General features: G+C 67.3%; 8 protein-coding genes. 3 read left to right on the top strand and 5 right to left on the bottom strand.

Annotation, left to right across the window (positions count from 1 at the left end):
• The first annotated feature begins 158 nt into the window (after positions 1 to 158).
• The 3 genes from ACZ9AQ_RS09910 to ACZ9AQ_RS09920 all read left to right on the top strand — a co-directional run bounded on the left by ACZ9AQ_RS09910 (position 159) and on the right by ACZ9AQ_RS09920 (position 6,944).
• Positions 159 to 2,354, top strand: coding sequence for an O-linked N-acetylglucosamine transferase, SPINDLY family protein (locus ACZ9AQ_RS09910; protein ID WP_429203589.1), 2,196 nt, complete (start codon positions 159 to 161; stop codon positions 2,352 to 2,354).
• Positions 2,355 to 2,640: 286 nt separating this feature from the next.
• Positions 2,641 to 5,952: an MHYT domain-containing protein gene (locus ACZ9AQ_RS09915; RefSeq protein ID WP_429203590.1), complete on the top strand. Its 3,312-nt coding sequence runs from the start codon at positions 2,641 to 2,643 to the stop codon at positions 5,950 to 5,952.
• A complete protein-coding gene (locus ACZ9AQ_RS09920; RefSeq protein ID WP_429203591.1) occupies positions 5,949 to 6,944 on the top strand; it encodes a response regulator in 996 nt (331 codons plus the stop codon). Before ACZ9AQ_RS09915 ends, ACZ9AQ_RS09920 begins: the two co-directional genes overlap by 4 nt.
• 84 nt (positions 6,945 to 7,028) lie before the next feature.
• On the opposite strand, the gene ACZ9AQ_RS09925 is transcribed toward ACZ9AQ_RS09920, so the two are convergent.
• The 5 genes from ACZ9AQ_RS09925 to ACZ9AQ_RS09945 all read right to left on the bottom strand — a co-directional run bounded on the left by ACZ9AQ_RS09925 (position 7,029) and on the right by ACZ9AQ_RS09945 (position 13,973).
• A complete protein-coding gene (locus tag ACZ9AQ_RS09925; RefSeq protein WP_429203592.1) occupies positions 7,029 to 8,201 on the bottom strand; it encodes a glycosyltransferase family 4 protein in 1,173 nt (390 codons plus the stop codon).
• Positions 8,202 to 8,213: 12 nt separating this feature from the next.
• On the bottom strand, positions 8,214 to 9,353 hold the full coding sequence (locus ACZ9AQ_RS09930; protein WP_429203593.1) for a glycosyltransferase family 4 protein: 1,140 nt from the start codon (positions 9,351 to 9,353) through the stop codon (positions 8,214 to 8,216).
• On the bottom strand, positions 9,350 to 10,312 hold the full coding sequence (locus tag ACZ9AQ_RS09935; protein WP_429203594.1) for a GDP-mannose 4,6-dehydratase: 963 nt from the start codon (positions 10,310 to 10,312) through the stop codon (positions 9,350 to 9,352). Before ACZ9AQ_RS09935 ends, ACZ9AQ_RS09930 begins: the two co-directional genes overlap by 4 nt.
• A 1-nt stretch (position 10,313) precedes the next feature.
• A complete protein-coding gene (gene gmd, locus ACZ9AQ_RS09940; protein WP_429203595.1) occupies positions 10,314 to 11,354 on the bottom strand; it encodes a GDP-mannose 4,6-dehydratase in 1,041 nt (346 codons plus the stop codon).
• A gap of 306 nt (positions 11,355 to 11,660) precedes the next feature.
• On the bottom strand, positions 11,661 to 13,973 hold the full coding sequence (locus ACZ9AQ_RS09945) for an NADP-dependent malic enzyme (RefSeq protein ID WP_429203596.1): 2,313 nt from the start codon (positions 13,971 to 13,973) through the stop codon (positions 11,661 to 11,663).
• Positions 13,974 to 14,084 lie beyond the last annotated feature (111 nt).

A 14,084-nucleotide genomic window follows, 5' to 3' on the forward strand; every position in this document is an offset into this window, starting at 1 on the left:
GGAGTTCGATTCCGGTCCGAGCACCAGCCCAGCAAAGCTTGAAACCCGCATCCTTCACCGGACCAGCGGGTTTTTTGTTATCCAGCCCGCCAGTAGCGCGGAGTGCCGCCCATCCCCTCTCCTTGACCCTCGCCCTCCTCATCCCCTAATGTAGCGGCATGAGCACGCTCCCCCCCAGCGCCGACGTCCGCCAGATCGTCGACCAGGCCATGCAGGCCGCACACCACGAAACCGAGGCGGGCAACCTCGACCAGGCGCTCGCGCTGTACCAGGCGATACTCGACCTCCAGCCCGGCCACGCCGGCGCCCACCACGCCCTGGGCGTGCTGGCCGGCCGCGCCGGGGATGCCGAGGCGGCGATCCCGCATTTTGCCGCCGCGCTGGAGGCCGACCCCGGCCAGCAGGCCCATTGGCTGGCCTACCTCGCCGCCCTGATCGAGGCGCGCCAGTTCGCCGCCGCTGCCGAGCTGCTCCAGCTCGGCCGCACCCACGGCCTGCAAGGCCCGGCGATCGACGACATCGAGCGCCAGCTGGCCACGTCGGGCGCGCCCGACGGCGCCGAGATCGACAGCGCCGCCGTTCTGTTCGCCCAGGGACGCAACGAGGAAGCGGAGCACGCCGCGCGCGCGCTCGTCGAGCGTTTCCCCCAACACGCTTTCGGCTGGAAACTATTGGGTGGCATCTATCACCGGCGCGGCGATGCGCAAGCGGCCCTGAATGCGATGGCCATGTCGGCCAGGTTCGACTCCGACGATGCCGAGACGCTCAGCAACCTGGGCATGCTCCTGATGCGCGCCAACCGGCTGGACGAATCGGAAAACGTGCTGCGGCGCGCCCTCGCGCTGCAGCCGGCGAACGCCGATGCCCACAACCACCTGGCCATCACCCTGGCCGAGCTGGGACGGCTGGCCGAAGCGCAAGCCAGCATCGACGCGGCGCTGGCGCTCGACCCGCATCACGAGAAAGCCGGCATCACGCTCGCGCTGATCCTGCAGACCCAGGGCCGGCCGGCCGACGCGGTGGCCATCTATCGCGACTTGTTGGAGCGCAACCCGGAGCATACCGATGCCCACAGCAATATGCTGTTCTGCCTGACCGAAATGCCCGGACTCACGCCGGAAGCACTGTTCGCCGAACATCTGCAGTACGGCAGGCTGGTCGCGCAGCGGACCGCGCCGCCCGCGCCGTGGGACAACACGCCGGAGCCGGAACGGCGCCTGCACATCGGCTTCGTGTCGGGCGACCTGCGCAACCACGCGGTCGCCTCCTTCATCGAACCGGTCTTCGAGCGCCTCGGGAAGCGTCCCGGGCTGACACTGCATGCCTACTACAACCATGCCTTGCATGACCCGGTCACCGAGCGCCTGCGTGGCCACCTGCCCCATTGGCGCGACGTCGCCGCGCTCGACGACGATGAACTGGAGCGGCTGGTGCGGGCCGACGGCATCGACATCCTGATCGATCTGTCGGGCCACTCCGCCTTCAACCGGCTGCCCGCGTTCGCGCGCCGGCTGGCGCCGGTCCAGGCGACCTGGATCGGCTATCCCGGCACCACCGGCCTGGCGACGATGGATTACTACCTGGCCGTCCCCAAGTTCCTGCCGTCCGGGCGCTTCGACCATCTGTTTTCGGAGAAGCTGGTGCATTTGCCGCTGTCGATCCCCTTCGAGCCGGTGACCAGCGCGCCCGAGGTCGGCCCGCTGCCCGCCCTGGCCAACGGCTACGTCACGTTCGGCAGCTTCAACCGTCTCAGCAAGTTCAACGGCGAAGTGGTCAAGGCCTGGGGCCGGCTGCTGCGCGCGCTGCCCGATGCGCGGCTGCTGGTAGCCGGCATGCCGCAACAGCACGACCATGCCCAGCTGCGCGCCTGGCTCGACCACGAAGGCATCGCCGCGCACCGGGTCGACTTTCATGGCCGCACCGGGCTGCACGACTACCTGAAGCTGCACCAGCAGGTCGACGTGTGCCTCGACACCTTCCCGTACACGGGCGGCACCACGACCATGCACGCCGGCTGGATGGGCGTGCCCACCCTGACCCTGGACGCAGGCACCGTGACGGGACGCCAAACCGCCTGCTTCCTCGAGCATTGCGGGTTGCAGCAGTTTGCCGCGCACGACGTCGACGATTTCGTCGCCAAGGGCGTGGCCGTCTGCGGCGACCTGGCGGCGCTGGCGGCGGTGCGCGCCACGCTGCGCGAACGTTATGCGCTGCCCACGTCGGACTCGGTGACCCGGGTCGCCGACGGCATCGAACACGCGCTGCGCCTGATGTGGCGCCGCTGGTGCCAGGGCTTGCCGCCAGCCAGCTTCGAGGCGACGCTGCCGCCGCGCCCGGCCGACGCCGCCCCGTAGACGGCGCAGGCACGCCCGGTTCGCCGGGCGTGCCGTCCCGTCAGTTTCCCGCGGTTCCCCGCGGTTCCCTCTACGAGCCGACCATAGTTATTGAACAAGAACTGCACAAAATGGTCGCTCAGGCGCTACACAATGGCGCCAATCGTCTGTTCATTCCTGTGCACAACAACATTTTCAGCATGGGAAATGCCATACTTCGTGATCATGCCTTACGGAAAGATGTTTGCCCGTTACCACCATCCACGAATACATGTTGCAAATATTTAACGCCCCCACTGATCCGTCCATGCTGGCCTATGGTGTCCATGAGCCGCGCCTGGTCGTGCTGTCGGTGCTGGTCGCGATCTTTTCTTCCTGGATGGGCTTGCAGATCACGGGTCGCGCCAGCGCCAATCCCGCCCACCGCGCCATCGTGCTCGGCACCGCCAGCCTGGCGCTCGGCGCCGGCGTGTGGTCGATGCACTTCATCGGCATGCTCGCCTTCAACCTGTGCACGCCGGTCCATTACGACCACGGCATCACCCTGCTGTCGGCGCTGCCCAGCATCGGCGCGTCCTGGATCGCGCTGCACCTGATCTCGCGCCCCCAGCTGCGCCTGGCGCACCTGCTGGTGGGCGGGGTGCTGGTCGGGGCCGGCATCGGCGCCATGCACTATGCCGGCATGGCCGGCATGCGCATGCGCCTCGACCTCTACTACGATCCGGCCATGTTCGCGCTGTCGATCGTGGTCGCGGTGGTGCTGGCCACGCTGGCCCTGGGCGTGCGCCACGGCCTGTCGCGCTTCAAGTCGATGACCGATGCGCGCCGCCTGCTGATCGCGGCGGTGGTGATGGGCTGCGCCATCGCCGGCATGCACTACACCGGCATGGCGGCAGCGCGCTTCGCCGGCGAAGTCGATCCGCTGGGCCTGGACGATTCGAACAGCGATTTCATGGCGCTGTCGATCACGGTCATCACGGTGGCGCTGTCGCTGGGCGTGGTGGCCGCCAACGGCCTGCTGCGCTACCGCGAGCTGTACCTGGGCCTTACGCGCAGCGAAGCCTGGATGCGCGCGCTGCTCACCACCACCGTCGACGGCGTGATCACGGTCGGGCGCGACGGCACCGTCACCGAATTCAACGCCTCGGCCGAACGCATCTTCGGCTGGCAGCGCGACGAGATCGTCGGCCGCCATATCGGCTTGATTCTCCAAGAAGCCGACCGCACCGCCAGGCATGGCCTGCTGCACGTCCTGGCCAAGGGCAACCTGGAAGGCGTCAACACCAGCACCGAAACCTTCGGCCTGCGCAAGGACGGCAGCCTGGTGCCGGTGCGCGGCGCGCTCGGCCACGCGCGGCTGGACGGGCAAGACCTGTTCGTCTGCTTCGTCACCGACATCAGCGAGCGGCGCGCCATGGAAGGGGCGCTGCGCGACAGCGAGCAGCAGTTCCGTTCCCTGATCGGGAACATCCCCGGCGTCTCCTACCGCAGCAAGCTCAGTGACGACTGGCCGATGGTGTTCATCAGCGATGCGGTCGAGCGCGTCACCGGCTATCCGGCCGCCGATTTCGTGAGCGAGCCGCCGCGGCGCACGTTCGGCGCCCTGATCCATGCCGAAGACCGGATCCGGGTGGCCAGGGACATCGGCGCCGCGCTGCGCGAAGGCCGGCCCTACCTGGTGGAATACCGGCTGCTGCACGCCGACGGCGGCGTGCGCTGGCTCTGGGAAAACGGCACCGGGGTGCGCGACGCGGCCGGCGACGTCGAATGGCTGGACGGCGTGATCCTCGACATCACCGAGCGCCGCCAGATGGAAGAAGCGCTGCGAGCCGCCAAGGAAACCGCCGAGCAGGCCGCCGCCGCGCGCGCGACCTTCGTGGCCAATATGAGCCACGAGATCCGCACCCCGATGAATTCGATCCTGGGCTTTACCGACGTGCTGCTGGACGGCGAGCTGGACGTGGAGCAGCGGCGCCACCTGGACACCATCCGCAGCGCCGGCCGCGCCCTGCTGCGCCTGCTCAACGAGATCCTCGACACCGCCAAGCTCGAAAAAGGCGCGGTGGAGCTGGAGCAGGACGACTACAACCTGCTGTCCCTGATCGACGAACTGTCCTCGACCCTGGCCGCGAACGCGCGCGCCAAGGGCCTGCACCTGGATATCCAGTACGATCCGGCGCTGCCGACCGGCCTGCGCGGCGACGAGCTGCGCATGCGCCAAGTGCTGACCAACCTGCTGGACAACGCGATCAAGTTCACCGCCACGGGCAGCGTGACGCTCACGGTCGGCGCCGAAGGCGACCAGCTCTGCATCGCCGTGACCGATACCGGGATCGGCATCGCGCCCGAGCGCCTGGCCGCCATCTTCGACCCGTTCACCCAGGCCGACGCCTCGATGACGCGACGCTTCGGCGGCACGGGCCTGGGCACCACCATCAGCAAGCAGCTGGTCGAGCTGATGGGCGGCCGGATCTGGGCCGAGAGCGAGCTCGGACACGGCACCACCTTCCATGTGCGGGTGCCGCTGGTGCTGGCGCGCTTCGCGCAACAGGCGCCGCGCGTGCGCAGCGCCGCCGTGCTGCCGCCGCTGCGCGTGCTGGTGGCCGACGACGTGCCGCAGAACCTGGAACTGATGCAGCTCCTGATGACCCGCCGCGGCCACACCATGACCGCCGTGCGCGACGGCGCCGCCGTGGTCGAACTCAGCGCCAGCGGCGAGTTCGACCTGGTGCTGCTGGACTTCCAGATGCCGGTCATGGACGGCCTGGCCGCCACCCGCGCGATTCGGGCACATGAGGCGCGGGAGGAACGCCCGCGCCTGCCGGTGATCGCGATGACGGCCAGCGTGCTGGCCGAACACCGCCAGGCCAGCATCGACGCCGGCATGGACGGTTTCGCCAGCAAGCCGGTGGACTGGTTCGCGCTGTCGCACGAGATCGCGCGCGTGCTCGGCCTGCCGGCCAGCGCGCCGGACGTGCCGGGCGCGCCCAATGCGCCGCGCGAAGTGCTGAACCGGCGCGCCGGCCTGCACCGCTGGAGCAACCGCGAGGACGCCTATGCCGAGGCGCTCGAGCACTTTGCCCGCCAGTACGCCGGCCTGGACCAGGCGCTGCGCCTGCACGCCGCCGCCGGCGAGCGCCAGCAGCTGCGCATGCTGGCGCACAAGGTGCGCGGCGCGGCCGCCAATGTCGGCTTCGAGCTGCTGGCGGACGCCCTGGCCACGCTCGAGCAGGCCGCCGATGCGGTGCCGACCGACGCGCACCGGGTGGCCGACACGCTGGCGGCGGCGACCACTGCGCTGGACGCGGCGCTGGCGGCGCTGAACGCCGTGGCGACGGCGCCGGCCCTGGCGCCGCAAGGGAGCGAGGTCGACCTGGCGCGCGCGCGGCGCGCCGGCGGCGTGCTGCTCGAGGCGCTGCGCCGCGGCGCCCTGAACGACGGCGCCATGGCCAGCCTGGCCGCGGCCCTGGCGGCGCATCCGGCCGCCACCCGCGTGAACCAGGTCCAGTCGGCGCTCGCCGACTTCGACTTCGACCTCGCCCTCGGCCACCTGGAGGCCGTCATCGGCCTGCTGGGCGACGAGGCGCATGACCCCGCATCCAGCGAATTCGCAGCATGAACCAACCGAATACCCGTCCGCTGATCCTCGCGGTCGACGACGAAGCCAGCAACCTGCAGCTGCTGCGCCAGATCCTGCAGGACCACTATCGCCTGCTGTTCGCCAAGGACGGCGCGCGCGCGCTCGAACTGGCGCGCCAGGAGCAGCCCGACCTGGTACTGCTGGACGTGATGATGCCCGGGATGTCGGGCTACGAGGTGTGCGCCGCCCTCAAGGCGCATCCGGCCACCGCCTCGACCCCGGTGATTTTCGTCACCGCCCTGACCGAGACCACCGACGAAGTCGAAGGCTTCGAGGCCGGCGCGGTCGACTACATCACCAAGCCGGTCAGCCCGCCGGTGGTGCGGGCGCGCGTGCGCACCCACCTGTCGCTGGTGCGGATGGAAGAGCTTCGCGCCAGCCGCCTCGAAATCGTGCAGCGCCTGGGCCTGGCCGCCGAATACAAGGACAACGAGACCGGCCTGCACGTGATCCGCATGAGCCACTTCTCGCGCCTCCTCGGGATCGCCGCCGGCCTGACGGACATCGAGGCCGACGACCTGCTGCACGCGGCGCCGATGCACGACGTGGGCAAGATCGGCATCCCCGACCGCATCCTGCAGAAACCCGGGCCGCTCGACGCCGAGGAATGGAAGATCATGCAGGGCCACGTGACGATCGGCGCCGAGATCATCGGCGAGCACGCCGGCGGCATGCTGGCGCTGGCGCGCCAGATCGCGCTGACCCACCACGAGAAATACGACGGCAGCGGCTATCCGTACGGCCTGGCTGGAGAGGATATCCCGCTGGTGGGCAGGATCGTGGCGATCGCCGACGTGTTCGACGCGCTGACCTCGGTGCGGCCGTACAAGAAGGCGTGGACCGAGGAAGAGGCGGTGAATTTCCTGCACGAGCAGAAGGGCCGCCATTTCGATCCGCAGCTGGTGGAGCTGTTCGCCGGCCAGATGCCGGCGATCCGCGAGATCAGGTTGCGCTGGGCCGAAACGGCGTAACTGACGTAGGGTCGGCGGCTACGCCGCCGACGCGGTGGTCGTTACCGCCTCCGCTTTCGCGCCGGATGATCTCGCCGCCAACCATCACCGCGTCGGCGGCGGAGCCGCCGACCCTACGGCGACCGTGCCGCTCGGCTTGACGGCGCGGCGCGCCACCAGCTCATGGTACAGCGCCGTATAGCTGGCCGCCATCTTCTCGGACGTAAACAATTCCTCGAAACGCGCCTCCGCGCGCCGGCCCATGGCGCGCGCCATGTCCGGGTTGTCCCACAAGGTGCGCATCGCCGCGCGCAGCGCCTGCGGGTCGGATGGCGGCACCACCAGGCCGGTGTCGCCATCGACGTTGATGTAGGTGGTGCCGGTGCCGATCTCGCTCGAGATCATGGGCTTGCCGTACATCGCTCCCTCGAGCAGGGAGATGCCGAAGGCTTCCGAGCGCAGGTGCGAGGGGAACGACACGGCATAGCACAGGGTCAGCAGCGCCGCCTTGTCCGGTTCGTCGATCGCGCCGACGAACATCACGTTGGACAGGCCCAGGCGCGCGGCCTGTTCCTTGAGCTCGCCCTCGATCGGCCCGGCGCCGACGATCACGATCGGATAGTCGAGACCTCTGGCCGCCTCGAGCAGGATGTGCAGGCCCTTGTAGTAGCGCAGCACGCCCACGAACAGGAAGAACTTCGGGCCCACGCGCTCGCGCCAGTGCGCCAGGCGGGCCGGCTCGGGCTGCGGATAGGTGCCGCGGTCCAGGCCGAAGGGAATGACCGAGGTTTTTTGCTTGTAGCGCGCCAGCACGGTCGACGAGCCGAGGTAGTTGGGCGAGGTGGCGACGATCGCGTCGACGCTCTTGAGGAAGCGGTGCTTGAGCGGCTGGTACAGGCGCAGCAGGTGGCGCTGGCGCACGATGTCGGAGTGGTAGGTGACCACCGTCGGCTTGTCGACCCGGGCCATGAAATGGGCCAGGTCCATGAAGGGCCAGGGGAAATGGTAGTGCACCACATCGGCCTGCTTCGCCAGGCGCGCCAGCGCGCCGATCGACTGCACCGAGATGGCGTTGGACGCGATCTCGGCATTGAGCGGCACGCGGTGGACCATATGGCCTTCGAATTCGAACGGGACCAGCTTGTCCTGTCGCGACAGCGACAGCACCGTATTGCTCACGCCGAGACGACCGGTGCCCACGCACATCTGGCGGATCACCTGTTCGACCCCGCCCACCGAATCGGGGTGGTAGGTCTTGTAGAAATGAAGGACGCGCATAATCAATTCAGCTTACTGCGAAAGGACGGCACGGTACACCTGCGCCGTCAGGCGTGCGGTGTTTTGCCATGTCAGTTGTTCGGCGCGGGCGCGTCCGGCGGCGACACAGCGCGCGCGCGCAACACCTTCCGTGGCCAGGATGCGCATGGCGTCGGCGATGGCGCCGCTCGACAGCGGGTCGACCAGCAGCGCCGCGTCGCCCGCGACTTCCGGCAGCGAGGTCGTGTTCGATGCCACCACCGGCACGTTCGAGGCGAAGGCTTCCAGTACCGGAATGCCATAGCCCTCGTACAAGGAAGGAAAGACGAAGACGCCGGCCCCGGCATACAGGTCACGCAATTGCCCATGGTCAGTCAAGCGATCCAGCCAGACCACGTTCTCGCCCGCCGCCTGCGCCGCCCTGAGCGACGCCACCAGGGCTTCGCTGCGCGCGCCGGGCGCGCCGACGATCACCAGGCCGCGCTCGAGGCGCAGGGGCGCCGGCAGCGCGAGATACGCTTCCAGCAGGCGTTCGACGTTCTTGCGCGGTTGCAGGGTGCCGACAAAGAAGAAATAGCCAGGTTGCAGGCCATAGGCATCCAGGGTCGCCGCCACCGCCCGCGGTTCGGGCGCGGTGAGCCACTCCTCGTCGACACCGCAGGGCACCACCGAGATGCGCCGCTCGTCGACGCCGAAGCATTCGACCAGTTCTTCGATGGCGAAGTGCGACAGCGCGATCACGTGCTCGGCCTTGCGCGCCGCCTTGGCCTGGAGCCAGTTCTTGAGCTTGCGCAGGCGCGGATTGCACCACTCCGGGTGTTTGATCGTCAGCGCATCGTGCAGGCTGGCCACCACCGGGCAATCCATGCGCACCACGCGGTAGTCGGTCACGTGGAAGATGTCGGCCGGCATGTGGATACGGTGCGCGCCGGGCGTCACCAGGTCGATCAGGGTCGCCGTCTCGAACGACTGGGGAAAGGCCTGGCCGATGCTGATGCCGGCGCCGCCCCGGCGCGGGTGGGGCCAGGAGTACGGCGCCACTTCGCAGCCCGCTGGGCCCAGGTGCTGCATCAAGGCCCGGGTGTACACGCCGATGCCGTCCAGCCGGCCACCGGTCAAACCGGGCTCGACCATGGTCGTGCCCAGACCGACCTTGATGACTGCGGGTTTCACGCCCGGTACATCCAGTCCAGCGTCTCGTGCAGCGGGATCGGCGCCAGGTCGCCGATCACGGCGGCCAGCTTGCGATTGCTGCCAGTCAGTTGAAGCACGTCGTTTGCGCGCACGAAGGCGGGGTTGACCTGCACGTCGATGCGATATCCGGCGATCTCGCCCATGGTCTCGATGACGCTCGAGAGCGAGTGCGGGGTGCCCGAGCAGACGTTGAAGGCTTCGCCGGCGGGCGCCGCCGCCAGCAGGCGGCGATAGCTGCGCGCCACCATGCGCACGTCGGAGAAATCGCGCGCGATGGCGAGATTGCCCAGTTCGATGCGCTTCTCGTTACGACGGAAGTGGTTGACGATCTTGGGCAGCAGGAAATTCTCGGCCTGGCCCACGCCGGTGTAATTGAATGGACGCACGATCGTGATCGGCAGCTTGTCCATCCACAGGCGCGCCATGTATTCCATCGCCAGCTTGCTGACCGCGTAGTCGTTGGCCGGCGCCGGCGGCACGCTTTCGTCGATCACCGCCACATCGGCGTTGCCGTAGATGTTCGCCGACGACGCCAGCAGCACGCTGGTGGGGCGATGCACGCCGGCCGATAATGCTTCAAGCAGATTGCGCGTGCCCACCACATTGACGCGGTAGATCGCCTCGACGTTGGCATGGCCGACGAAGGCGATGCCGGCCAGGTGGGCCACGACGTCGGGCCTGGCCTCGGCGACCATGGCGGCCACCGCGTCGCGGTCGCACAGGTCGACCGCGAATATGTCTGACTGCGAGTCCGGCCCGGTGTCCTCGCCCGGCATCACGGTGCCGAACACGCGGTAACCCGCGGCCGCCAGCTCTTGCGCCAGGTAATGGCCGGTGAAGCCGCGCAGGCCCGTGATCAGGGCGCGGCGGCCCTCCCCTTCGCGCTGCGGCGCGCGCTGCGCGAGAGCGGAATCGTCATCCGTGGCCAGGCGCGTCATATCAGAACGAGAAGCCCTGTTCGTTACGACGCAGGTCGGCGTCGACCATCATCTGGCACAGCTCTTCGAGCGTGGTCTTTGGCTCCCAGCCCAGCTCGCGCTTGGCTTTCTCGGGGTCGCCGATCAGGAGGTCGACTTCGGCCGGACGGTAGAACTTGGGCGAGACGCCCACCAGCTTCTTGCCGCTCTGGCTGCAGTGGGCGACTTCCTGCTCGCCCGAACCGCTCCAGTCCAGCGTGACGCCGGCCGCCTTGAAGGCCATGGTGACGAAGTCGCGCACGGTCTCGGTGCGGTTGGTCGCCAGCACATAGGTGTCCGGCTTGTCGACCTGCAGCATGCGCCACATGCCTTCGACATATTCCTTGGCGAAGCCCCAGTCGCGCTTGGCGTCCATATTGCCCAGCTCCAGCAGCTCCAGCTTGCCCTGCACGATCTTGGCCACCGAATCGGTGATCTTGCGCGTGACGAACTCGCGGCCGCGCAGCGGCGATTCGTGGTTGAACAGGATGCCCGAGGAACCGAAGATGTCATACGACTCGCGGTAATTGATGGTCATCCAGTGCGCGTACAGCTTGGCCACGCCATACGGGCTGCGCGGGTAGAACGGCGTATCTTCTTTTTGCGGGATGGCCTGCACCTTGCCGAACATTTCCGAGGTCGACGCCTGGTAGAAGCGGATCTTCGGATTGACGATGCGGATGGCTTCGAGCAGGTTGACGGCCCCCAGGCCGGTAATCGACGCGGTGGTCACCGGCTGGTCGAAGGACACGCCGACAAAGCTCTGCGCCGCCAGGTTGTACACCTCGCCCGGCTGCGCTGCTTCGATCAGGCGCAGGCTCGAGGCCAGGTCGGTCAGGTCGTATTCGACCAGCGACAGGTTGGGATGCGCGGTAATGCCGAGTTCATCGATGCGCCAGAAATTGACCGAGCTCGAGCGACGATAGGTACCGGTGACGTGATAGCCTTTTTCCAGGAGCAACTGGGCCAAATAGGCGCCATCCTGGCCGGTGATACCGGTGATGAGGGCTCGTTTGTTTTGCATGTTCTTGGATGGTATGAAGTGGTCTTGCGGGCGCAATGTACTACCTGGCGAGCCCGGTGAAGCAAGGATTGTAACAGAGGAGGTCGGGTTGCTTAATTGCACATGAGAAATGTGTGCAATTAAATCAACACTTATCTGAACATTATGACCTCAAAATGATGCGCCGCGCTGGCCGCTTACGGTTTGTTACCAGTGTCTTTGGCGGACGACAAACGGCGACAGCTGGCGACAGGCCCAGACGACGACGCCTGCCCGGGCGCAAGGCGCTCGGACAGGCGTGAGGTGCTGGCCCAACCGGCTGATGGATCAGCGCTGGGACACGGCGTCCACCACGGCCAGCGCCGTCATGTTGACGATCCGGCGCACCGTCGCCGACGGGGTCAGGATGTGGACCGGACGCGCGCAACCGAGCAGGACCGGGCCGACCGCGATGCCGTTGCCGGCCGCCGTCTTGAGCAGGTTGTACGAGATGTTGGCGGCGTCGATGTTCGGCAGCACCAGGAGGTTGGCGTCGCCCTTCAGGGTCGACTCCGGCATGATCTTGGCGCGGTTCTTGGCGTCGAGCGCGGCGTCGCCGTGCATCTCGCCGTCGACTTCGAGTTCCGGCTTCTTCTGCTGCACCAGCGCCAGGGCGGCGCGCATCTTCTGCGCCGACTCCGAGTTGGCGCTGCCGAAGTTCGAGTGCGACAACAGGGCCGCGCGCGGGCTGATGCCGAAGCGCTCCATCTCCTCGGCCGCCATGATCGTGATCTCGGCCAGCTGTTCGGCGTTGGGATTCTCGTTGACGTGGGTGTCGACCATGGCCAGCTGGCGTTCCGGCGTGATGATGAAGTTCATCGCCGCATAGACGTTGGCGCCGGCGCGCTTGCCCAGCACCTGGTCGATGAACTCCAGGTGCATCTGGGTGGTGCCGTAGGTGCCGCAGATCATGCCGTCGGCTTCGCCCTTGTGGATCATCATGGCGCCGATCAGGGTGTGGCGACGGCGCATGGCCAGCTTGGCCAGGTCCTGGGTCACGCCCTTGCGCATCACCATCTGGTGGTAGGTCGTCCAGTAGTCGCGGTAGCGCTCGTCGAAGTCGGGGTTGATGACGTCGAAGTGCACGCCCAGCTTGAGGCGCAGGCCGAATTTCTCGATGCGCTGCTCGAGCACCGCCGGACGGCCGACCAGGATCGGGCGCGCCAGCTTCTCGTCGACCACCACCTGCACCGCGCGCAGCACGCGCTCGTCCTCGCCCTCGGCGTAGACGATGCGCTTCATCTCCGGCGGGGCGCTCTTGGCGACCGTGAACAGCGGCTTCATGAAGGTGCCGCTGCGGTAGACGAACTGCTGCAGGGTCTCGGCGTAGGCTTCCAGGTCTTCGATCGGACGGCTGGCGACGCCGCCATCCATCGCGGCCTTGGCCACGGCCGGGGCGATATGGGTCAACAGGCGCGGATCGAACGGCATCGGGATCAGGTATTCCGGACCGAACGACAGGTTCGAGATGCCGTAGGCCGAGGCCACGATGTCCGACTGCTCGGCGAGGGCCAGGTCGGCGATCGCGTGCACCACCGCGATTTCCATCTCGCGCGTGATGGTGGTCGCGCCGCAGTCCAGGGCGCCGCGGAACATATACGGGAAGCACAGGACGTTGTTGACCTGGTTCGGATAGTCCGAACGGCCGGTGGCGATGATGGCGTCGCCGCGCACCGCCTTCACGTCTTCAGGCAGGATTTCCGGGTTCGGGTTGGCCAGCGCCAGGATCAGCGGGTTCGGGCCCATCTTGGCGACCATGTCCTGCTTGAGCACGCCGCCGGCGGACAAGCCCAGGAAGATGTCGGCGCCCGGAATGACGTCGGCCAGCGAACGGTGCGGCGTGTCTTGCGCGAAGCGTTCCTTGTCCGGGTCCATCAGCTCGACACGGCCCTTGTAGACCACGCCGGCCAGGTCGGTGACAAAAATGTTCTCGATCGGGAAGCCCAGGTCGACGATCAGGTCGAGGCAGGCCAGCGCGGCCGCGCCGGCGCCCGAGACCACCAGCTTGCATTCCTTGATGTTCTTGCCGACGACTTTCAGGCCGTTCAGGATGGCCGAGCCGACGATGATCGCGGTACCGTGCTGGTCGTCGTGGAAGACCGGGATCTTCATCCGCTCGCGCAGCTGGCGCTCGATGTAGAAGCACTCGGGCGCCTTGATGTCTTCCAGGTTCACGCCCCCGAACGTCGGCTCGAGCGCGGCGATGATGTCGACCAGCTTGTCGGGATCGGTCTCGTTGATCTCGATGTCGAACACGTCGATCGCGGCGAACTTCTTGAACAGCACGCCCTTGCCTTCCATCACCGGCTTCGACGCCAGCGGACCGATGTTGCCCAGGCCCAGCACGGCGGTGCCGTTGGAGATCACGGCGACCAGGTTGCCGCGCGCGGTGTACTTGTAGGCGTTGGCAGGATCCTTGACGATTTCCTCGCAAGGCGCGGCCACGCCCGGCGAATAGGCCAGCGCCAGGTCGCGCTGGTTCAGCAGGCCCTTGGTGGGCGCCACGCTGATCTTGCCGGGACGGGGAAACTGATGATACTCGAGCGCTGCTTGACGCAGTTGCTGACGTAATTCTTCTTTTTTGTCAGATGACGAATCCATACTGGGCAGCCTTCCTGAAGCGAATCGGGGTCTTTGATTCTATCAGACAGGATGTTGTCAATGGCTACGTATTTTTACGCTCGTTATGTGCGGTCGCAGCAATTGTTGGTA

Source organism: Massilia sp. UYP34 (assembly GCF_056279385.1).